At 63.6% G+C, this 21639-nt stretch carries 17 protein-coding genes; 10 read left to right on the plus strand and 7 right to left on the minus strand.

Features of this window, described 5'->3' with window-relative positions:
* Nucleotide 1: 1 nt before the first annotated feature.
* From A3OO_RS0110285 to A3OO_RS0110305, 5 genes are all read left to right on the plus strand, one after another.
* On the plus strand, nucleotides 2–1219 hold the full coding sequence (locus A3OO_RS0110285) for an AI-2E family transporter (protein WP_018407761.1): 1218 nt from the start codon (nucleotides 2–4) through the stop codon (nucleotides 1217–1219).
* On the plus strand, nucleotides 1216–1911 hold the full coding sequence (locus tag A3OO_RS0110290) for a P-loop NTPase family protein (RefSeq protein ID WP_018407762.1): 696 nt from the start codon (nucleotides 1216–1218) through the stop codon (nucleotides 1909–1911). The genes A3OO_RS0110285 and A3OO_RS0110290 overlap by 4 nt, the downstream gene beginning before the upstream one ends.
* Nucleotides 1912–1977: 66 nt before the next feature.
* The gene (locus A3OO_RS0110295) at nucleotides 1978–4212 is read left to right on the plus strand and encodes an RNA degradosome polyphosphate kinase (RefSeq protein WP_040573803.1); all 2235 of its coding nucleotides are present in this window, start codon (nucleotides 1978–1980) and stop codon (nucleotides 4210–4212) included.
* On the plus strand, nucleotides 4205–5731 hold the full coding sequence (gene ppx, locus A3OO_RS0110300) for an exopolyphosphatase (protein ID WP_018407764.1): 1527 nt from the start codon (nucleotides 4205–4207) through the stop codon (nucleotides 5729–5731). Before A3OO_RS0110295 ends, ppx begins: the two co-directional genes overlap by 8 nt.
* A gap of 50 nt (nucleotides 5732–5781) precedes the next feature.
* Nucleotides 5782–6828 carry a linear amide C-N hydrolase gene (locus tag A3OO_RS0110305; RefSeq protein WP_018407765.1) on the plus strand — a complete coding sequence of 349 codons (1047 nt, stop codon included), beginning with the start codon at nucleotides 5782–5784 and terminating at the stop codon, nucleotides 6826–6828.
* Between the two features lie 58 nt (nucleotides 6829–6886).
* On the opposite strand, the gene A3OO_RS0110310 is transcribed toward A3OO_RS0110305, so the two are convergent.
* Both A3OO_RS0110310 and rnd read right to left on the minus strand, forming a co-directional pair.
* On the minus strand, nucleotides 6887–7273 hold the full coding sequence (locus A3OO_RS0110310; protein ID WP_026222873.1) for a hypothetical protein: 387 nt from the start codon (nucleotides 7271–7273) through the stop codon (nucleotides 6887–6889).
* A 250-nt stretch (nucleotides 7274–7523) separates the two neighbouring features.
* A complete protein-coding gene (rnd, locus tag A3OO_RS0110315) occupies nucleotides 7524–8696 on the minus strand; it encodes a ribonuclease D (RefSeq protein ID WP_018407767.1) in 1173 nt (390 codons plus the stop codon).
* 323 nt (nucleotides 8697–9019) lie between these two features.
* Between rnd and A3OO_RS0110325 the strand changes: the two genes are divergently transcribed.
* Nucleotides 9020–9970 (plus strand): tetratricopeptide repeat protein, encoded by a 951-nt coding sequence (locus A3OO_RS0110325; RefSeq protein WP_018407769.1) that lies wholly within the window; start codon nucleotides 9020–9022, stop codon nucleotides 9968–9970.
* Nucleotides 9971–9994: 24 nt separating this feature from the next.
* On the opposite strand, the gene A3OO_RS0110330 is transcribed toward A3OO_RS0110325, so the two are convergent.
* A complete protein-coding gene (locus A3OO_RS0110330; protein ID WP_051080407.1) occupies nucleotides 9995–10513 on the minus strand; it encodes a peroxiredoxin in 519 nt (172 codons plus the stop codon).
* A gap of 123 nt (nucleotides 10514–10636) precedes the next feature.
* Here A3OO_RS0110330 and A3OO_RS0110335 point away from each other — a divergent pair, with 123 nt between their 5' ends.
* Entirely contained in the window at nucleotides 10637–14149 is a 3513-nt protein-coding gene (locus tag A3OO_RS0110335; RefSeq protein ID WP_018407771.1) for an AsmA-like C-terminal region-containing protein, read from the plus strand.
* Nucleotides 14150–14158: 9 nt separating this feature from the next.
* On the opposite strand, the gene tyrS is transcribed toward A3OO_RS0110335, so the two are convergent.
* Nucleotides 14159–15421, minus strand: coding sequence for a tyrosine--tRNA ligase (gene tyrS / locus A3OO_RS0110340; protein ID WP_018407772.1), 1263 nt, complete (start codon nucleotides 15419–15421; stop codon nucleotides 14159–14161).
* Between the two features lie 481 nt (nucleotides 15422–15902).
* Here tyrS and A3OO_RS0110345 point away from each other — a divergent pair, with 481 nt between their 5' ends.
* Both A3OO_RS0110345 and A3OO_RS0110350 read left to right on the plus strand, forming a co-directional pair.
* Nucleotides 15903–17324, plus strand: coding sequence for an MBOAT family O-acyltransferase (locus tag A3OO_RS0110345; protein WP_018407773.1), 1422 nt, complete (start codon nucleotides 15903–15905; stop codon nucleotides 17322–17324).
* Nucleotides 17325–17329: 5 nt separating this feature from the next.
* Complete coding sequence (locus tag A3OO_RS0110350) at nucleotides 17330–18637, plus strand: alginate O-acetyltransferase AlgX-related protein (protein WP_018407774.1); 1308 nt, start codon at nucleotides 17330–17332, stop codon at nucleotides 18635–18637.
* A 9-nt stretch (nucleotides 18638–18646) separates the two neighbouring features.
* On the opposite strand, the gene A3OO_RS0110355 is transcribed toward A3OO_RS0110350, so the two are convergent.
* The gene (locus A3OO_RS0110355; RefSeq protein WP_018407775.1) at nucleotides 18647–19501 is read right to left on the minus strand and encodes an EcsC family protein; all 855 of its coding nucleotides are present in this window, start codon (nucleotides 19499–19501) and stop codon (nucleotides 18647–18649) included.
* 247 nt (nucleotides 19502–19748) lie between these two features.
* On the opposite strand from A3OO_RS0110355, the gene A3OO_RS0110360 reads away from it, so the two are divergent.
* The gene (locus A3OO_RS0110360; protein WP_018407776.1) at nucleotides 19749–20300 is read left to right on the plus strand and encodes a DUF992 domain-containing protein; all 552 of its coding nucleotides are present in this window, start codon (nucleotides 19749–19751) and stop codon (nucleotides 20298–20300) included.
* A 21-nt stretch (nucleotides 20301–20321) separates the two neighbouring features.
* On the opposite strand, the gene A3OO_RS0110365 is transcribed toward A3OO_RS0110360, so the two are convergent.
* Nucleotides 20322–21050 carry an SDR family NAD(P)-dependent oxidoreductase gene (locus tag A3OO_RS0110365; RefSeq protein WP_018407777.1) on the minus strand — a complete coding sequence of 243 codons (729 nt, stop codon included), beginning with the start codon at nucleotides 21048–21050 and terminating at the stop codon, nucleotides 20322–20324.
* 5 nt (nucleotides 21051–21055) lie between these two features.
* Nucleotides 21056–21616, minus strand: coding sequence for a Uma2 family endonuclease (locus A3OO_RS0110370; RefSeq protein WP_018407778.1), 561 nt, complete (start codon nucleotides 21614–21616; stop codon nucleotides 21056–21058).
* Nucleotides 21617–21639: the final 23 nt, after the last annotated feature.

Here is a 21639-nt window from a genome sequence, read left to right on the forward strand (position 1 = left end):
CATGTCACAGAGAAAACCGTCGCTCAGCTCGGATACTGCGCAGCCGGCGGTCATTCCGCCGCCGCTCGACGCGGGCGACGGCGCCGAGATGCGGCAGCTGCAATGGGCGGGGCTGAGCCTTGAAAGGCAGCTCGCGCTCTGGGGCTTGACGCTGTTGGCGCTAGGCCTGTCGCTCTATTTCCTGAGCCCGGTGCTTGCGCCCTTTGTCGCCGGAACCGCGCTCGGCTATCTGCTCGATCCCGTGGCCGATCGGCTGCAGCGGCTGGGCCTTTCTCGGCTGGGCGCCGCGGGTCTCCTGCTCGTCGTCTTTCTTCTGGTCGTCGGGACCGCAGCCGTTATTCTGGTGCCGATTCTTTCGCATCAGCTTGCGGGTTTCATCACATCGCTGCCGGGCTATTTGCAGACGCTGCATGGGCTCCTGACGCAATGGAGCGAGCGCTTCACCAGCGATTCCATCAATGGCTGGCTGCAGGAATTCGGGCTGGGCGGCGCCGCGGCGTCTTTCGATGCGCAAAAATATATAAACGATCTCACGAGCCAGGGCGCGACGTTGCTCGGCGATTTCGTGAAATCGCTGTTGTGGCGGGGCTATGCGCTGATCAACGTGGTCTCGCTCATCGTGATCACGCCGGTCGTCGCCTTCTACATGCTGGTCGATTGGGATCACATGGTCGCCATCATCGACGATCTGATTCCGCCGCGCCATCGCGAGGACGTGCGCTCGCTCGCGCGCGACATCGATCGCGCGCTTGCCGGCTTCGTGCGCGGGCAGTCGCTTGTCTGCCTGTTCCTTGGCGTCTGGTATGCGGGCGGGCTTTCGGCGATCGGGCTGAATTTCGGCTTCCTCATCGGGGTTCTCGCGGGTTTTCTGAGCTTCATCCCCTACGTCGGCTCCGTCACCGCCTTCGTTTTATCGATCATCGTCGCGATCGTTCAGGGCTGGCCGCATATCAATCTGCCGATCGAGGCGGTGGCGATCGTGACGACCGGACTGATCATGGACGGCTATGTGCTTTCGCCGCGGCTCGTCGGCGCTTCCGTCGGGCTGCATCCGGTCTGGCTCATGTTCGCCTTGCTCGCCTTTGGCGCGCTGTTCGGCTTTACAGGCCTCATCGTCGCCGTGCCTGTCGCGGCGGCGCTCGGCGCCTTCATGCGCTTTCTTGCAAAACGCTACCGCGGGAGCGCGCTCTATCAGCACCCGATCCCCGACCGCGCATGACTAAGGCCGGCGCGCCGGAGACATGCGAGCCGGGACGTCAGTTACCGCTCGACCTGCCGACGACGCCGCGCTTCGGACGCGAAGAGTTTCTGCCCGCCGAGTCGAACCTCGCGGCGCTCGAAATGATCGAACGCTGGCCGGATTGGCCGGATCGGGTTCTCGCGCTGATCGGGCCCGCCGGCGCGGGCAAATCCCACCTGTGCGCCATTTGGGCGGCGCGCGCGGGCGCGCTTGTCGTTGCGCCCGACGCCCTGCCGACCCTGGAAGTTCTGGTCGCGCAGGCGCCGCGCGCCATCGTCGTCGACGACGTCGACCGGGCGGCTGACGAAACCACACTGTTCCATCTCCTGAATTTTGTGAACGAAAGCGGCGCCTTCCTGCTGATGAGCGCGGCCAGTGCGCCGCGGGCGGAGGACATTCGGCTTCCCGACCTGCTGTCGCGTTTGCGCCGCGCCCCGATCGTCCAAATCGGCGCGCCGGACGAGACGTTGATGCGCGCGGTTTTGGTGAAGCTCTTCGCGGATCGACAGCTCCTCGTCGAACCGCCGGCGCTGGCTTTCGCCGCGCTGAGGCTGGAGCGCTCGCTTGCCGCCGCACGCGCCTTTGTCGCCGCTCTCGACCGCGAGGCGTTGGCGCAGGGGCGGCCTGTCACACGGGCGCTCGCGGCCAAGGTTATTGAGAAGTTTACTTGATGGTTGGTCGAATGATTTCGTCGCCGCACAGGCCTGTGGCATGATGGCTGGGACCCGGAAGTGGAAATGAAGCCGCATATTCAAGATAAGCTCGCAGCCCAGCGTACGGGCGCCGATATCGCCGTTATGGATTGCGCCGACGGGATTCTCGTGGAGGATCCCGCCAAGCTTGCGGTCTCTCCACAGCGGTTCATCAACCGGGAGCTGTCCTGGCTGGAATTTAACCGCCGGGTGCTGGAGGAGGCCTCCAACCGCAGTCACCCGTTGCTTGAGCAACTGCGTTTCCTGTCGATCTCGGCCAATAATCTCGACGAATTCTTCATGGTGCGCGTCGCCGGCCTTCGCGGGCAGGTGCGCTCCGGCGTGACGGCGCGCTCGGAAGACGGGCTGACGCCCGCCGAGCAGCTGACGAAGATCACCGAACGCGTCACGCTCTTGACCAGCGAGCAATTGCGGCGCTGGCGCGAGCTGCGCGCCGAGATTGAAGACGTCGGCATTATTATCGTCGAGCCCGCGGACGTGTCCAAGGCCGACCGCGAGTGGCTTGAGGAATATTTCCTCAGCCGCGTGTTTCCGGTGCTGACGCCGCTGGCGGTCGATCCGGCGCATCCGTTTCCTTTCATCCCCAATCTCGGCTTCACATTGGCGCTCGAACTCGTGCGCCCCGGCGATCGCAAGACGCTGCAGGCGCTGGTCCGCCTGCCGCCCAAGATCGATCGCTTCGTGCGTTTGCCGGCGACGGCGGGCGTCGCCGGCCGCGAGCGCTTCATGCTGCTCGAAACGCTGATTGCGATGAACGCGCAGCGGCTGTTTCCGGGTTATTTGCTGCGGGCGCAGGGGCTGTTCCGGGTCATCCGCGACAGCGATCTCGAAGTCGAGGAAGAAGCCGAAGATCTCGTGCTGCTTTTTGAGACCGCGCTGAAGCGGCGCCGGCGCGGTTCGGTGATCCGGCTCGAAGTGGCGGCCGACATGCCGGCGAGCTTGCGCGCGCTCGTCGCCGAGGAGCTCGACGTCAACGAGCCGGAGACATTCGAGATCGACGGCATGTTGGCGCTCAACGATCTTTCCGAACTCGTCGCGCTCGACCGGCCGGAACTGAAATTCAAGCCCTACAATCCGCGCTTTCCGGAACGGGTGCGCGACAATGGCGGCGACTGTTTCCTCGCGATCAAGCAGAAGGATCTCGCGGTCCATCACCCTTACGAATCTTTCGACGTCGTCGTGCAGTTTCTGCAACAGGCGGCGCGCGATCCCAATGTCATCGCCATCAAGCAGACGCTCTATCGCACGTCGAACAACAGTCCGATCGTGCGCGCGCTTGTAGAAGCCGCCGAGGCGGGCAAATCGGTCACCGCTCTCGTCGAATTGAAGGCCCGCTTCGACGAGGAGGCGAATATTCGCTGGGCGCGCGATCTCGAACGCGCCGGCGCGCAAGTCGTCTTCGGCTTCATCGAGCTCAAGACGCACGCCAAATTGTCGCTCGTCGTGCGCCGGGAAGGCAGCGGCCTCGTCACCTACTGCCATGTCGGAACTGGCAACTATCATCCGGTGACGGCGCGCATCTACACGGACATTTCGGTGTTCACCGCCGATCCGGTGATCGGACGGGACATCTCGCGTATCTTCAATTACATCACCGGCTATGCGGAGCCCGCCGGGCTCGAGCGCATGTCGGTGTCGCCGATCTCGCTCAAGAAGAAGCTTCTCGAACATATCGAACAGGAAATCGCCTTTGTGAAAGCCGGCAAGCCTGGCGTCATCTGGGCCAAATGCAATGCGCTTGTCGATCCCGAAATCATCGACGCCCTTTATGCGGCGTCGCAGGCGGGGGTCTCGGTCGAACTCATCGTGCGCGGCATCTGCTGTCTGCGCCCCGGCGTCCCGGGACTTTCCGACAACATACGCGTGAAGTCGATCGTCGGCCGCTTTCTGGAACACGCGCGTGTTTACGCCTTCGGCGGGGGCCATGTGCTGCCGCATCCGCGCGCGCACGTCTACATCTCTTCCGCCGACCTGATGCAGCGCAATCTCGATCGCCGGGTTGAGGTGATGATGCCGATCGTCAATCCGACGGTGCATCAGCAGGTGCTCGATCAGATCATGCTCGCCAATCTGATCGATAATGAGCAGAGCTATCGCGTCCTGCCGGACGGCTCGTCGCTGCGCATCGTTCCGCCCGAGGGCGAGGAGCGATTCAACGCGCACAAATATTTCATGACCAATCCCTCGCTTTCGGGACGCGGCAAGTCGCTCAAGGACTGGCGGCCGCGCTCGCTCTTAAAGCGCGGCCAAAATGCTTGAGGCGGCGGCGCGCGGCGCGACGCAGCGCTCCGACTCCGCGCCAAAACCTGTCGCAATCGTCGACATCGGCTCGAATTCGGTGCGTCTCGTCGCCTATCAGGCGCTCGCGCGCGCGCTGACCCCGATCTTCAACGAAAAGGCGATGTGCGGTCTCGGCAAGGGCGTCGTCACGACAGGCCGACTGCCCGACGAAGGCGTCGACAAGGCGATGAAGGCGCTGCGCCGCTATCGCGCGCTTTGCGAGACGATGGGCGTCGACGACATCGAGGTGATCGCCACCGCGGCGGTGCGCGGCGCCAAGAACGGCGACGTTTTTCTCGACGCGGCGCGCGACGCCATTCAGCGCGACATTTCGCTGCTTTCCGGCCGTCGCGAAGCGGAGCTTTCCGCGCTTGGCGTCATTTCGGCGATCCATGAGCCGGACGGCGTCGTGGGCGATCTCGGCGGCGGGTCGCTCGAACTGATAGATGTCCACAAGGAAGCGCTCGGCAAGGGGATCACCCTGCCGCTCGGCGGACTCGCGCTGATGGACGCCTCTCGACGCTCCATGCGCGAGGCGACGCGCATCGCCCGCAAGGCGATCGCCGACGCGAAGCCGCTCGATCATCTTAAGGGCCGCACCTTTTATGCGGTCGGCGGCACCTGGCGATCGCTCGCCAAACTCCACATGCGTCAGCGCAACTATGCGCTCGGCGTCATGCATCATTACCGCATACAGACAAGCGAAGCCGCCGACTTCGCTGAACTTGTTGAACATATCGACAGTGAGGCGCTTGAGGATATCGACTTCGTTTCGGCGGCGCGCCGGCCTCTGCTCGCCTATGGCGCAATCGTGCTTGACGAGATCATCCGCCGCGCCAAGCCTCGCGAAATCGTCATTTCAGCCGCGGGCGTGCGCGAAGGCTTGTTGTATGAGCGGCTGTCGCCGGCCGAACGGCGCGTCGACCCCTTGATCGCGGCGACGCGCGAATTGGAAGCGACATTCGCCCGCGCGCCGGGCTATGGCGACGATCTCATCGATTGGACGGACGCCTATATGGAAAAGAGCGGCATAGACGAAACCGACGAGGAGCGCCGGCTACGCCACGCCGCCTGCCTGCTCTCCGACATCGCGTGGCGCGCTCATCCGGAATATCGCGCGCAGCGCGCCATGAACATCGTGACGCAGGGGCCCTTCGTCGCCATTGATCATCCGGGCCGCGCCTTCCTGTCGCTTGCAATCGTCTTCCGGCACGAAGGCCTCGACGGGGTGGAGGGCCTTTCGGATTTGCGCACGCTGTTGACGACGCGACTGTTCGCGCGCGCGCGCATTCTCGGGGCGCTCATGCGGGTCGCCTATTTATTGTCAGCGTCGATGCCCGGCGTGTTGCCGCGCACGCGCTTGCGGGTCTGCGATCGTGCGGCGACGCTCACTTTGCCTGCCGCTTACGCCGATCTTGCGAGCGAGCGCGTGCTCAATCGTCTGAAGGCGCTCGGCAAGCTCATGGGCGCCGACGCGCAGATCGAGATCGCGCCCTGAACGCAAAAGCGGCTCACTCCCCAAACGAACTTATTTGAAAGGAATTTGATATGGACAAGCAATTCGCCAAAGGGCTTCTGGCGGTCGCCGTTGCGGTCGTATTGATGAGCGCGAGCGCCAACGCCTGCACGCGCGTGCTCTATGCGACCAGCGACAAGGACTATCTTGTGGGTCGGACGATGGATTGGGACGTCGATCCGCGAACCAGCCTGTGGTCTTTCCCGCGCGGCATGGCGCGCGACGGCGGCGTTGGTCCGGGGCCGATCAAATGGACTGCGAAATATGGTTCGCTCATCGCCGACTTTTACAACGCGGCCACGGCTGAAGGCATGAATGACGCAGGGCTCGCGGTTAATCTTCTCTATCTGGCCGAGGCGGATTACGGAGACCCGAAAGCCTCCAAGAAGCCGCTGCTGTCCGTCGGCGGCTGGGCGCAATATGTTCTCGACAACTACGCGAACGTCGCTGATGCGGTGAAGGCGCTGCAAAAGGAGCCCTTCGCGATCGTCGCGCCTGATCTTCCCGGCGGCGTCAAAGCGGCGAGCCATATGGCGCTGGCCGATCAATCTGGCGACAGCGCCATACTTGAATATCTTGGCGGAAAGCTCGTCATTCACCACAACCCGAAATACACGGTGATGACCAATTCGCCGCCTTTCGATCAGCAGCTTGCGCTCAACACCTATTGGGTCGAGATCGGGGGGTCGAAATTCCTTCCCGGCACGCATCGCGCGTCCGATCGCTTCGCCCGCGCCAGTTGGAATTTAGACGCGACGCCGAAAGTCGACGACAAGCGCGTGGCGATCGCCAGCGTCTTTTCCATCATTCGGAACGTCTCGGTGCCGCTCGGCATCACTGATCCGCAGGAGCCGAACATCGCCTCGACGCGATGGCGTTCGGTCACTGACATCAAGGATCGGCTCTATTATTTCGAGCCGACGCTGAACCCTTCGATCTTCTGGGTCGAGCTGACGAAACTGAAGCTCGAACCGGGCGCCAAGCCCGCAAAGCTCGACCTCACGGGCAGTCCAATTCTTGCGGGCGAAGTTTCGGACAAATTCGTTCCCGCTGAGCCGTTCAAATTCCTGTCGCACTGACCCGCAGGCCATTTCTGGGCCTTCGGCGGCGCGTCACAGGACGCGCCGCTCTCTGACACTATTCACCCGGAGCGCGCGCGACTCGATTGATCTTGTCGACGCGCATGGTCTCTGCGCCAGTGGCGCAATTGAAGCGCAACGACGTGCCGACGGCAGAGTCGAAAAACGCCGCTTTTCCGTCCGCGACGGTGACGACGAGACGCGTCGCCGGGGTCACGGGCGTCGGATCCTCCTCCAACGCGGAATCGATGACCATCATGGTCAGACGGCAGCCGTTCTCGCCGCCCACGAAATAGCTCACGACATGCTTCGGGCCGGCGTCAAAGCTCGCCGCCATAAGCGGCTTCATCGTCAGGGAAGCATCAGCTGCGGACAGGCCCGAGCTTGCTGCAAGGCACAGCGCTCCGCCGAACGCCGCCGCGACAATTCGATTTCCTGTAGTCATATCTTATCCTTCCGTTTCGGAGCAGGGCCGGCTTAACGCGAAACCGTCGCAGCGAACTGCGCCCCGCTCGGAATGGAAGGTAGTTACTGCATTGCAGCACGGCAATATCGCAGTGCAATAACTTATCGTAATGTCGAATTATCTATTTGATATTAAAAGATTTTTGATGGCGCACAAATATTCGTCAGCCGCTTGCTTGGGCGCAAAAATGGCGCGGCAGTATTGCTGCGCTGCAGTAAAAGCATCAGGCTTATTCAACGTTTGCGGGCTCGTCCGCGGCCTGCCAGTCAAAGGTGACGACCCGGCCGTTTTCCACCGAGAGCGCGAGGCGACCCCGCTTCAACTCCAACGCCTTTTCGCCGAAGATCGCGCGCCGCCAGCCCTTCAGCGCCTGAACGTCGGCGTGATCGTCATGCGCGACGGCTTCGAGGTCTTCGACCGTCGCGATCATCTTGGCGGCGACGCCAGTCTCCTCCGACACTTGACGGAGCAAGACCTTGAGCAACTCGACCGTCGCGCCATTTGAGTTGCGTCGGTCGCGTTCGATGCGCGGCACTGTAGCGGGATCGCGCGCAAGGCCGCGCTCCACAGCGGCGATGATGTCGGTTCCCGCGCGGGAGCGCTCCATGCCCTTGGGAAAGGACCGCAAATTGCCGAGCGCTTCGACAGAGCGCGGGGCGGCTTGAGCAATCTCGAGGAGCACGTCATCCTTCAGGACGCGTGAACGCGGCACGTCGCGCGTTTGCGCTTCGAACTCGCGCCAGGCGGCCAGCTCCATCAGAACGGCGAGATCGCGCGGCTTGCGGGCGCGATGGCGCAGCCGTTCCCAGGCGTTTTCGGGATGCTGCTCATAGGTCGCGGGCGAGGTGAGCGTCTGCATCTCGTCCACGAGCCAGTCGAGGCGATTGGAACGTTCGAGCCGCGCCCGCAAGGCTGTGTATATGTCGCGAAGATGGGTGACGTCGGCGATGGCGTATTCGATCTGGGCGTTTGACAGCGGTCGGCGCGACCAGTCGGTGAATCGCGACGATTTGTCGAGACTGGCGCGCGTGATCGCCTTCACCAGTTCGAGATAGGACGCTTGTTCGCCGAATCCGCAGACCATGGCCGCGACCTGCGTATCAAAGATCGGCGCAGGGATGAGTCGGGCGAGGCGCCAGATGATCTCGAGATCCTGGCGCGCGGCGTGGAACACCTTGACGACGTCGGGATTGGCCATGAGCCCAAAAAACGGCGAAAGATCAAGGTCATCGGCAAGAGCGTCGATCGCCACAGCCTCTTCCGGCGACGCCAGCTGGATGACGCAGACCTGCGGCCAGAACGTGGTTTCGCGCAAAAATTCGGTGTCGACCGTGACGAAGGGATGCTGAGCGAAACGGTCGCAGACCGCCGTCAGTTCGGGATTGGTGGTAAGAAGACTCATTTGAATTGGTTCTAAACGTTTTTGGTCTCGGTCTGAAGTCCCAAGGAGCGACTTAGGACGTTTCAGCGGCGCTCGGCCGGCTCGGCCCGACCAAAATACACGGTTTTGCCGAAAATTCGCAGACCATCGGAGGCCACGTCCGCACTGGACCGCGCGAAAAGCTGCAACGTGGCGCCGATGCGGTCCAGCAGGGGGGCGCATAGACCGCTCAACTGTCGCAAAAAGACAGCCCCGGCCTCTGGAATTCCAAGATTTCCAAGTTGCGGCCGATGCCTGATGGGGTAGCATGCCGCCGCCACTCTATCCGGGGAGCCACCCAATTCATGCATGAGCGTCTCACTCTCGCAGCGCGCGCGGCCGCGCGGGCGCGGTGTCCGGCGGCTGTTATCGCCGCTTCACTTCTCGTCGTCAGCGCGCCCGCCATGGCTGCGCATAAGGGCGGCGTCAGCCCCGCGTGGGGCCAGTGCCGCGCGCCTGACCCTGACGCGCGCATCGCAGGCTGCACGCAAGTCATTCAGGAGATCGACAAGGAGACCCCGCACAACAAGGTGGCGGCTTATGTCAATCGCGCCGGCGCTTATCAGGCGAAAGGCGACTACGCGCACGCGCTCGAGGACTTCGGCAAAGCGCTGGAGTTTGAACCTAAATCATCGGTGATTCTGGCCGCGCGCGGCGCCGCGCATCATGCCAAGGGCGACCTCAACAGCGCGCTCGCCGACTATGATCAGGCGATCGCCGCCAATAAAAAGAACGCCGCCGCGCTTTTGGCGCGCGCCTATGTTTGGCGCACGAAAGGCGATGTCGAGAAGGCTCTGGCCGATCTCGGGGACGCCGCGAAAGCCGACCCAAAATCAACGGCGGCGGACGTCGCCGCAGGCGCTCTCTATCACGGGAAAGGCGATCATGACCGGGCCATCGCGGCATTTTCCGAGGCCGCAAAGCGCGATCCAAAACTCGCGGCGGCGCGCAATGGACGGGGCGCCTGCCACTACGCCAAGGGCGAATTCGATAAGGCGATCGCCGACTTCGACGCGGCGCTGAAAATCGACGCCAGCTACGTCGGCGCGCTTGTCAACCGCGCCAACGCCTGGCGGGCCAAGAAGGACTTCGCCCGCGCCAAGGCCGATTACGAAGCGGCGCTGGCGGCCAAGCCTGATCTCGCCGCGGCGAAGAAGGGATCGGAGGACATGGCCAGGCTCATCGCCAAAAAGGGTTCGGGCGCGGCGACTCCGGCCGATTCCGCCCCTCCCGAAGCCGAACACGACCACAACTGAAGCGTCCGGCGGCCGAAAGGCGCTTTACAGCGCCTTGGCCGCCGCCAGAACTTCCTCGGCGTGGCCGGGAACCTTCACTTTGCGCCAAATCCTGGCGATGCGCCCGTCCGGACCGATGAGCGCCGTCGTGCGCTCGACGCCCATGTATTTACGGCCATACATGCTTTTCTCGACCCAGACGCCATAGGCGCTGAGCGTGTCCTTTCCCTCGTCTGACGCGAGGGGCAGCGACAATTCATATTTCGCGCGGAATTTGTCATGGCTCTTGATCGGGTCAGGCGACATGCCGACGACCACGGTCTTGGCCTTCGCGAAACTCTCGCGTAAGGCGTTGAATTCTATCGCTTCCTTCGTGCAGCCCGACGTGTCGTCCTTAGGGTAGAAATAGAGCACGACTTTTTTGCCCTTCAGGGCGGCGAGAGAGATCTTTTCGCCGCCAGCCCCCTGGAGATCGAAGGCCGGCGCCAAATCTCCCTCCTTCAAGCCTCCCTTCTTCGCTCCCTCCTTAAGTGTAGTTTCGGCCTTGCCGACGGTCGTGCTCATGGCGCCTTCCTTTCGTCGCATCTGCAGCTAAAATCAGTGCGTAGAATGCAGACTGCGCGCCAGCCGGCAAGACCGGCGTAACCGCCCGCGTCCGCGCTGCGATCGAGCCGAGAGCGAGGCCAATTGACCGACAGGACGGGGCGCAAGCCTAGCGGCGGCGATATCGTCGTCGATAGGGCGCGGCGCGCGATTCAGCGGGCGTGTCGCGCGGCGTGGCGATCGCCATTTTTTTGGGCGCCGCCGCGCGGACTTCCCCGCCTGATCATGCTCAGCGGGCTTGCCGCAGTGCTGCTGTGCGCGCTGACGTTCGGCGGCTTCTTCCTGCTGCTTTCGCAGGGCTCCATCACCTTTGCTTGGCTCGCGCCGCGCATCGTCGAATCGCTCGACGAACTCGCAGGCGGCCGCTACGAATTTTCGCTGGGCGCCGCCGCGATCGGCAATGGCGATCATGGCCCGACGCTGTCCGTCGACAATTTCATCGTCAAGAAAGACGGTCGTCCCATCGTGGCGGCGCCGCGCGCGGAATTGTCGCTCGACCTTCGCTCCCTGTTGATCGGCCGCATAAAGCTGCGCCGGCTCGAGGTTCTTGATCTGGACTTGCGACTTTCCGTCGATCCGGATGGATCCGTGGCCATTTCCGCGGGCGCGCATCCGGTTCCGGCCAAGGCGCCTGCGACGGCGACCGACGGGGCCGCGCCGGCCGGTGGCGCAGGAATCGAGCGCGCAACTCTGCTGCGCGACGCTGCGGGGGCCCTGCGCGGGCTCATGGACTTCGCTACGAGCCCGAACAGTCCAATCGCCGCGCTTGATCGCCTCGGCGTGGCGCACGGCCGGCTCACCATCGACGACCGCACGATCGATCGCGCCATCCGCTATGAAGACGTGACGCTCAGCCTCGACAAGGGCGACAACGGTATGCGCTTCTCCGCGGCGGCCAGTGGTCCCTCGGGGCGTTGGACGGCCGTCGCGGTCGCAAAGGGCGCGCCGGGAGGACGGCGCGATTTCCACGCGCAGTTTCGCAATTTTTCGATCGATGAGATTTCGCTTGCCGGCGGTTTCCGCACAACCCGCTTCGACACCGACGCGCCGCTCTCCTTCGACCTGAGATTCGCGCTTGGTCCGGGCGACGAGGTTCTGGAAGCGTCGGGCCAAATGGAAATCGGCCGGGGCTATTTCCGCTTCGATGAGCCGGATCACGAGCCGGTGATGATCGAGAAGATCGCCGGCGTCGCGGTGTGGGACAGGGCCGCGCGCAAGGTCGCAATCGCACCGCTCGTGTTCAAGGCTGGCGGCTTCGACATGACCATCGTCGGCGAGGCGCGCCCACCTGACGGGGCGAGGACCATCGCCGATGCGGCGAGCCTGGATGGGCCATGGACGATCGCGTTGCGGCTCAAAGCGCCAACCGTGGTCGCGCCTGAGCGCGCGGGAGAGAAAAATGTCCGCATTGACAACGGACTGCTCAATGCGCGCCTGTTTCGCGACGAACGTCAGATGGTCTTCGACAAATTCGCCTTTGCCGGTCCCGATGCGCGCGTCGACCTCAACGGCGCATTGAGTTGGCGCGACGACATCCGCGTCATACTCAAGATGGGAATCGAGGACACGCAGATACGCGCGCTCGCGCGTCTATGGCCGACCCATGTCGCGCCGTCCGTGCGCACCTGGTTCGTCGATCATGTGCCGGTCGGCGTCCTGAAGCGCGCCCAATATGCCGCCGACTTCGACGGCGCGGCGCTGAACGCGATGCGCTACGAGCAGGCGCCGCCGGATCGCTCGCTGTTCGCCGAAGGCGACATCGTCGATGCGACAGTGTCCGACATCCTGCCGGGCATGGCGCCGCTCACCGGCATCAACGGCCGACTGCGGATCACCGGACAGACGGCGTCTTTCGACGCGAGCTCAGGCGCCATGGAGACCGGGCCGCGTCGACGCCTCGCACTGTCGTCTGGTCGCTTCCTCGTTGCCGACAGCGCGCTGCGGCCGACGCCCGCGATGGTCGAGGTCGCTGTGGGCGGCGACGTCGAAGCCGTCTCTGACCTGCTTTCGTTGCCGGCGATCGCCGACCACGCGTCTATCCCCGTCGAAGCAGGCGCGCTGAAAGGCACCCTCGAAGGTCGGCTGCGCGTCGATTTCGAGACAGGGGCGACCGCGCGCGACGCGGCCACGACGTTCGCCATCGACGCGACGACCTCGAACCTTGTGATCGAGAAGCTGATCGGCAGGGAGAAGCTCGAGAGCGGCGCGTTGCATATCGTCGCTGATCCAGCCGGACTGCGCGTGAACGGAACCGGCCGAATCTTTGGCGCGCCGGCCACCCTCGACGTGCGCCGCGGCTTTGGCGACAAGGGGCCCGCACAGGCGCAGGTCGCATTCACTTTTGACGATGCTGCGCGCCAGCGCGCTGGCTACGCCATCGCCGGCGTCAGCGGCCCGATTCTGGCGACGATACGCACGCCGATCCCGGTTGAGAACGTCGATACGCAGATCGACCTCGATCTCACCCGGACGAATTTCGACAACCCGCTGCCGGGTCTCGTAAAGCCGGCGGGGAAGCCGGCAAAGTCTTCGTTCATGCTGACGCGCCACGGCGAGGCGATGTCGCTCGAGCAATTCGTGTTCGACGCGGGACCGACGCAGGCGCAGGGCGTCATCGAATTCGGACGCGAAGGCGCATTCCGCGCCGCCCGTCTCTCGCAGGCGCGACTCTCGCCCGGAGATGACATGCGCGTCGACGTGCAGCGCAGCGGCGAGTTGGTCAAGATCGTCGCGCGCGGAGCAAATTTCGACGCACGTCCGATCATGCAGGGATTGCTGCGCGCCGAACGCGGCAAGGGCAGCGTCGACGACCTCGATCTCGACTTCAAGTCGCCGATCGTCACCGGCTACGGCAAGCAAATTCTCGCAAACGTCGAACTGAAATTGGAGCGTCGCGGCGGCAAGCCCCGCGCGGTGGCGCTTAAGGGCTTTTTTGGCCGCGAGCAGCTCACGGTCGGCATGGGGCGCGGTCAGGATAACCAGTCGCAACTCGAAATTGCGACAAACGACGGAGGCTCGCTGCTCTCCTTCTTCGACATCTATCGAAAGATGGACAGCGGCGCGCTGAGCGCGACCGTGCAACTTAGTCAGAACCGCGCCGATGGCGCTTTGCGCATTCGCGACTTCTTCGTGCGCGGCGAACCGACCGTTCGCCAGCTGATGGCGCAAAGCGGAACGGCGCGCGCGGACGATCGCGGCAATTACCGCTTCGACCCCGACCTCGTTCGCGTCGGCAGATTGGAGAGCGACTTCAGCTGGTCGGGCGGACAGCTTACCGTGCGCGAGGGCGTGCTGTCGGGTCCCGAGATCGGCCTCACCTTCGACGGCTACATCGACTTCCCGCGCGAGCGGCTGGACCTTGTGGGCTCATATGTGCCCGCCTATGCGTTGAACAATCTGTTGTCGAATATTCCGGTGGTCGGCGTCGTGCTCGCCGGCGGACAGCATGAAGGCGTCTTTGCGCTGAGCTATCGCCTCTATGGCGCGCTCCCATCGCCCTCGATCAGCGTCAATCCGCTTTCGGCGATCGCGCCCGGGTTGATGCGCAAGATCATGGGCGTCATCGACGGCACGACGCGCATGCCCCAGCAGCGGTAGTCTTCGAGCTTACGCGCGCTCAAGTAGCACATGCTTCTTCTTGCCGAGCGAGAGTTTGACGACGCCGTCGCTCGCGAACGCCGCTTCACCGATGACGGTGCGTTCGTCGGTCACCGGCGCATCATTGACGCGCAGCCCGCCGCCCTTGATCTGGCGTCGCGCTTCGCCGGTCGACGCGACGAGACCGGCTTTGACGAAGGCGGTCAGCACGCCAAGGCCGGCGGCGACTTCCTCAGCCGAAACGGCGACCTTGGGGAGCGACAGCGCGAGCGCGCCCTCTTCGAATGTTGTGCGCGCAGTGTCTGCGGCCGCATCAGCCGCCGCGCGGCCGTGAATGAGCGCCGTCGCCTCCGTCGCGAGAGTCTTCTTGGCTTCGTTGATGTCGGCGCCCTGCAGCGCGGCGAGGCGCGCGATCTCTTCCATCGGCAGGAAGGTGAAAAGCTTCAGGAAGCGGGCGACGTCGGCGTCTTCCGTATTGCGCCAATACTGCCAGTAGTCATAGGGCGACAGCATGTCGGCGTTGAGCCAGATGGCGCCGGCGGCGGTCTTGCCCATCTTCGCGCCTGAAGCCGTCGTCAGCAGCGGCGACGTGAGGGCGTAAAGCTGCGGGCAGCCCATGCGGCGGCCGAGATCGAGACCGGTGACAATATTGCCCCACTGGTCCGAGCCGCCCATCTGCAGCAGCGCGCCGTAGCGCTTGTTGATCTCGACGAAGTCATACGCCTGCAAGCACATGTAGTTGAACTCGATGAAGGAGAGTTCATGCTCGCGCTCCAGACGCAGCTTCACCGAATCCATCGTCAGCATGCGGTTGACGGAGAAGTGGCGGCCGACGTCGCGCAGGAAGTCGATGTAGTTCAAACCCGCCAGCCAATCGGCGTTGTCGAGCATCAGCGCGTCACTCGCGCCGTCGCCAAAGGTGAGGAAGCGTTCGAAGACGGTCCTGATCGACGCCTTGTTGGCGTCGATCTGTTCGACGGTCAAAAGCTTGCGGCTCTCGTCCTTGCCGGAAGGATCGCCGACCCGCGTCGTGCCGCCGCCCATCAGCGGCAAGGGCTTGCCGCCGGTGCGCTGCAGCCAGGCGAGCATCATGATCGGCAGCAGCGACCCGACATGCAGCGACGGCGCCGTGCAGTCGAAGCCGATATAGGCGGAAAGCGTGCCGGAGCGCGCCTTCTCGTCCAGGCCCTCGAAATCGGAGCATTGATGAACGAAGCCGCGCTCGATCAGCGCGCGCAGGAAATCGGACGTGGGAGAAAAATCAACGGTCATGGCGGGGTGATAGGCGCAACGCGGGGCCCGCGCAAGCGACCCTGGCTCGAGAGTTCCGGTTAAGATTTGAAGCTCCTTACGATACTAGGGAGATGGAGCCTGGTCCTCAATGTCGAAGGCGATCTAACCAGCAAGGGTTAGATCGCTCTGCCCGCGAAGGTGCGCGGAGCCTTCATACGATGCCTTAAAGGCGTTGTTCCGGCGCCCTCGGTCCCAGTCACGCTTGAGGCGATGGAAGCGGCGATCCGAAGCCGCGCCCGCCGAAAGCGATAGCGCTCCTCTCCCGCGAAGCGGGGGAGGGTTGGGAAGGGGGCCGGCGTTTCATTCTCGCGGCGAAACGCGCCTTGTCCACTTCCGGCGCTTCGTGGCGCCTTCCCCCGCTAACGCGGGAGAGGCCGCTTTCTTGCCCCACTGCTGGGCTTTTGGTAAAAGCCGCAGGCCTTCGCGCTCGCGCCAGCGCGCCGAGTAACGCAGGACAATCATGCTTTTCTACGAGCCGCTGTTCCTGTTCCTGTTCGGCCCGGCGGTTTACCTCCTGTATCTGTTCCTTGGAGAAGTCCGCGCGCGGCGGGCCGTCATCCTCTTTACGGCAAGCGTCGTCTTTTACGCTTGGAGTGAGCCGGTCTTCATCCTCCTTGTCTTCGCGTCGGTCGGGCTCGACCTTTACGTGGGGCAGAAGATTGCGACATCGGCCGCGAGCGACACATCCAAACGCTGGCTCGCGTTCGGCGTCGTCGCCAATCTCGCGATCCTCGTCTATTACAAATATACGGGTTTTCTCGCGCTCAATGTCGACGCGCTTTTGAAGGCGTTGACGTTGCCGGGGATCAACATCCCGCAGATCGCATTGCCGATCGGCGTCAGCTTCATCGTCTTTGAAAAGATCACCTATCTCGTCGACGTCTATCGCGGCGTCACGGCGCCGGCGCGTAGTTCGCTGCTTTATGGGCTTTACGTCTTTTTCTTTCCCAAGCTCCTCGCCGGCCCGATCATCAAATATCACGACATCGCGCGCCAATTCGAGGCGATGCCGCACGCCGACGTCGACGACTTTGTCGTGGGCTTTTCCCGCTTCATGCTCGGCGTCGTGAAGAAGCTGCTCTTCGCCGATACGCTTGCAAGCGGCGCGGACCTGATCTTCGCGCATGACGTCAGCTCCCTTGGCTTCGCGGAGGCCTGGGCGGGCGTGCTATTCTTCACCTTCCAAATCTATTTCGATTTTTCCGGCTATTCCGACATGGCGATTGGGCTGGCGCGCATGTTCGGGTTCCGGCTGCTTGAAAATTTCAACATGCCCTATGTCGCGACAAGCATCACCGATTTCTGGCGGCGCTGGCATATTTCTCTCACCAGCTGGATTCGCGAATATTTATATTTCCCGCTCGGCGGCAATCGGCGCGGCGAAGCGCGCACCTACCTCAATCTGTGGATCTGCTTCTTCGCTTCGGGACTCTGGCACGGCGCGGCTTGGACCTATATCGCCTGGGGCGCCTACAACGGCGTGTTCCTCGTGCTCGACCGGCTCTTTCTCGTCAATCGTCTGCAGCGGTTGCCGGATTGGTTCGCCAACATCATTGCGATGATCATCGTGGTCGTCGGCTGGACATTCTTTCGCGCAACCTCTTTGTCGCAAGCCGGCGCGCTGCTCGCGTTGATGGCGACTCCATGGGCGCACGCCAGCGCGCCTGTCGCCATTCCTCCCGAATATGTGGTCGTGGCGCTGACCGCCGCGGCGATCTGCGTCGCGCAGCGGCTGTCGCTTTATGTCAAGGACTTCGACTGGGGCGTCGCAGCGCAGCGCTTCGCCCTGGCGTCGAACGGCGCGCTTTCCATGCTCTTCCTTGCGGCTTTGGCGAAGGGACTTGCCGATCCCTTCAAGCCCTTCATCTACTTCCGGTTTTGAGTCGGATGAGCGATCTTGCCGAAAAGCCCGTCGGGCGACATGAAGGAGAAAGCGGCGCGGCGCTGCGTGCGCCCGCGCGCGCTGAAAGCGTCGCTACACGACGCGCCTTCATGAAGGCGCTCACGCTTGCGCGCCTGCCAATCTTCGGTTGCGCCGGCTTCATCGCCTTCCTCTTTCTCGCCAATTTGTGGAATTTCGCCGTCGAAGGCGATTGGCCGAAGCTGCGTATCCGCAGCGCCTGGCCGCTTTACGGAGTCGCGAAGCCAAAGCCCGCGTCCTGGACTCTCGAGGCTTTTCTTTCAGGAGAAATGCAAAAGGCGGTCTCCATCAATCTTGGCCGAATGTCGCCGGTGTTTCCGATCTCCGTTCGCGCGAAAAATCAGCTCGTCTATTCGCTTTTCGGCGGCTCGGCCGCGCCCGGAGTCGTGATCGGCCGCAATGGCCAGCTCTATGAGCAGTTCTACATCGACGAATTTTGCGCACGCGACGGCGCCTTCGATTCCGCGCGGCTCGGCGCGTGGTCTTCAACGCTGCGCGAAATTCAGGAGAGCGCGCAGGCGCGCGGCAAGAGCTTCGTCTATCTCATTTCGCCCTCGAAGGCGGCGCGCTACCCGGAAGATCTGCCAAAGTCCGCGCCTTGCGCCCTGCGCGCGACGGCGATGCCCGAAAAGCTTGCGCCTTACCGCGCGGCTCTCCATGAAGCTCAGCTGCGCTATGTGGACGGCGCGGCGCTCATTGCGACGGAAAAGCCCAAACAACCGATACCGCTGTTTCCGCGCGGCGGCACGCATTGGAACAGCGTCGGCGGCGCGCTCGCCATGCGTGAAGCGACACGCGCGCTTCCCGCTTCTCCCATCGGCGTGCTGGCCTTTGCGTCTGCGCCGGCGCCAGAGGCCCTGGGCACCGACCGCGACCTGCTGGATCTCCTCAATCTCTTATCGCCGGACGCGCATTACCCCACGGCGGCGATCGGCCGGGCAGGGGAGAAGGGCGACTGCGCGCACCCGCCGCGGCTGCTCGCGCTGGGCGGCAGCTTTCTGCATGAAGTTCTGGCGGCGGCGACCCTCGCGCCCTGTCCGCCCCAGATCGATTATTGGTTCTACATGCGGACCGAGGACAACGCTGTCGAACTCGGCCATTACCGGCGCGCGCCCGGCGACGCTTCGAACGGCGAACGGCTACCGGCCACGACAGAGGAACTCGACGAGAACCTCGCGGGCGCTGATTTTATCCTGCTCGAAGAAAATGAATCGAGCATCGCCACGACGAAGCAGGTCGGGCATCTCGCCGAGGCGCTGCGCCGCTCACATTAGTCGCGCCGCTCACGCCGCCTGCGACGGATCATCCCAATATCCCTCGGAACGGGCGATTTTGGCGTATTCGGCATGCACCACGGCCGGGGTGTAGAGCCGCTCGAGTCGGCGCACGACGAAATGGCCGCGCGCGAGGCTTTGGAAGTGCTCTGTGAAAGCCACGTTGATCGCCGCGCCGCTGATTGCGCCGATCACCGGGATGGCCTGGGCGGCGGTTTTTTGCGACACGACCATGCCGAAGCGCGCCCCGATCGCGCCGATCAGCCGCGCCAGGGCGGGCGCCGCTTCGCTGGAGATCTGATGGACAGTCATAAAACGTGCAGCGTCGGACACGGATTTCGCGAGAAGCGCGCGGAGCGCGAGATAGCCGCCCTCTAGAACGGCGCCTTCGGCGGAAGGGCCGCCCAGCGCAAAAACTTCGAGACAGGCGAGGGCGGCGCCCGGGTGGCGCAGGTCCTCTCCCTCGGCCTGCGCAATTTCCGCGATCGAGCGCAGCATGATCGTCGTCGACACCGGCAATTCGATCGGCAGGCTCGCCAGTCCAACGGCGCCGCCGACGCCTCCCGACAGGGCCGCGAGACGACGGTGAATGCGTATGGTGTCCTTCGCCGGCTGCGCGTCGAGACTGGCCAAGGCCAACTTCATCGCCGCGGAGAGCGCCTTTTGGGTCGCAGAGGCGACCGCCGCCTGCAGTCGCGGCGGCAGCGTCATCGCGCCAAAACTCAATTGCCGGCTCGCCAATCCGGCAAGCCGCGTTGCAAAACTCTGTCTTTCCAGCGCCGCGACGGCGGCGCGCAGCGCCTCGACGTCGGACTGGGACAGGCCCTGGTCCACGAGAACGGGAAGCGGATAGGAGTTCGCCACGGAATCCTCGGTTCTTTAGCTCACCTTTAGAAATCGGACTCTTCCACGTCGTTTGCAAGCGCGGCAAAGGTGTGGCGAAGCAGCAGGCGCGCACGCTCATGCGTCCGCGCACATGATCCGCCCTCCAGACGCTATATCACCGTGGCTGGAGCGGCGCTGTTGCATTTCGCCGGTCGTGATGTACTGCAGACGTGCTTCTGCGGCTTCGCTTCAGACGGAGCGCGCAGATCAGGAAGAGGAGATTTAAATGCGGAAGTTTGGATTGGGTCGCGCGCTGAGCGGCGTTTTCGCTCTGGCCCTGCTGGCGCCGGCGAGCGCTTTCGCGGGCGACCGCATCGGCTCCTTGCAGTGCCGGCTGCTTGGCAACGGCATCAGCGTCTTGGTCGAAAATCAGCAGATCGACTGCATGTATCGCGATGACGCTGAAGGCGCTGTTCCTGCTCATTACGTCGGCGCGCTCACCAAGGTCGGCGCCAATGTGACGATCAACGGTGCTGGCGAGCTTGCCTGGGGCGTCGTCTCCGCCACCAGCCATATCGGACCGGGCGCGCTCGCGGGCGCCTATTATGGCCCGGGCTTCTCAGCCAAGGTTGTGGTCGGCGGCGGCGGCGCGGCGCTCGTCGGCGGATCCAACGACACTTTCTCGCTGCAGCCATTTAGCATTGAAGCCGGCTCTGGCGTGGGATGGACAGCGGGCGTCCAGCGCCTGACTCTCGCCTATGTCCCGCCGCCGCCCCTGCCCATGCCGCGCCGCCATCACGTCCACCATCATCACCATTATCACCACCATCACGGCTAAGTCTTCGCGTAAACCTCGCCATTAGGCAGGCGCGGAGAAACTCAGCAGCCGGTCGGTGGGGAAATCGTAAAGCCTCGCGCTCTCGCGCCATTCCGGTGCCAGCAGCGCGAGGCTTTTTTGTGCGAATTCTTCAGGCGTTTTGAGCGTCATCGGATCTTCGCCGGGCATCGCCTGAGCGCGCATGCGCGTGCGCAGCGGACCCGGATTGGCGAGCATGACGGTCACGCCATCGCCGGCGGCCTCGGATGCATAAGTGCGGGCCATCGCTTCGAGCGCCGCCTTCGAGATCGCATAAGGGCCCCAGAACGGCTTCATGGTCTCGCGATGCGCCGCCCCTGAGGTGATGAAGAGGACGCGTCCGGCGCCGGATGCGCGCAGGAGCGGATCAAGTGAACGGATCAGACGCCAGTTCGCGGTGACGTTGACCGCCATGACGCGGTTCCAGTCCTTCGGGTCGACGTGCGCGAGCGGCGACAGAGGTCCGAGAACGCCGGCAATGCCGACGAAGACGTCGAGCTTGCCCCAGCGTTCGAACAGCGCCGCGCCGAGACGGTCAAGCGCGTCGAAGTCGGCCAGATCGCAGGGAACGAGCGTCGCTTGCCCGCCCTGCGCGCGGATTTCATCGTCGAGTTCTTCCAGCGCGCCCTGCGTTCTCGCCAGGGCGATGACATGCGCGCCGTCGCGCGCGAGTTCCAAAGAGAGCGCGCGTCCAATGCCGCGGGAGGCGCCGGTGACAAGTGCGATGCGCATGGGCCTCACGCAGGGATCTCGGGAATCATCTCGTCAACAGCGACATCCAGGCCTGGAGGATCGAGCGTCATGCGGCCTTCCTTGACGATGGCGACGACGATCTGATCGGCTTGCCGGCGATAGTGCAAGATCAGCCGTCGGCTAAGATCTACGACGAGATAATGCATGACGCTCGCGAGCCGAAAATAATCGCTGAGCTTTGAATTCTTGTCGAAGCTCCGAGAAGAGGGCGAGATGACTTCGACGATGACGATGGGCGTAGGCGCCAGGAGCGAATCCGCGGGCACAGGATCGCCGCAATTGACCAATGCGTCGGGTTCGTAAACGGTGTGATCGTCGATCTTTACGCCGAGCCCGTCGACAAATGCTTCGCACGGCGCCCCTACGCGCGCGATTGCATCGGCCAGCGCGCGCCAAATTCGGGCCTTAGCGGCGACATGCTCCGCGCGTTCCGGCGCCATAGCGAAGGTTTCGCCGCGAAACAGCTCATAGCGGCCACTCTCCTGAGATTGCGCCCAGGCGAGAAATTCGGTTGCGTTGATGCGTCTCTGGGCCGTTGCGCTCATGGCCTCTCATAGCACGCGGATCT

The organism is Methylocystis rosea SV97 (assembly GCF_000372845.1).
Classification (GTDB): domain Bacteria; phylum Pseudomonadota; class Alphaproteobacteria; order Rhizobiales; family Beijerinckiaceae; genus Methylocystis; species Methylocystis rosea.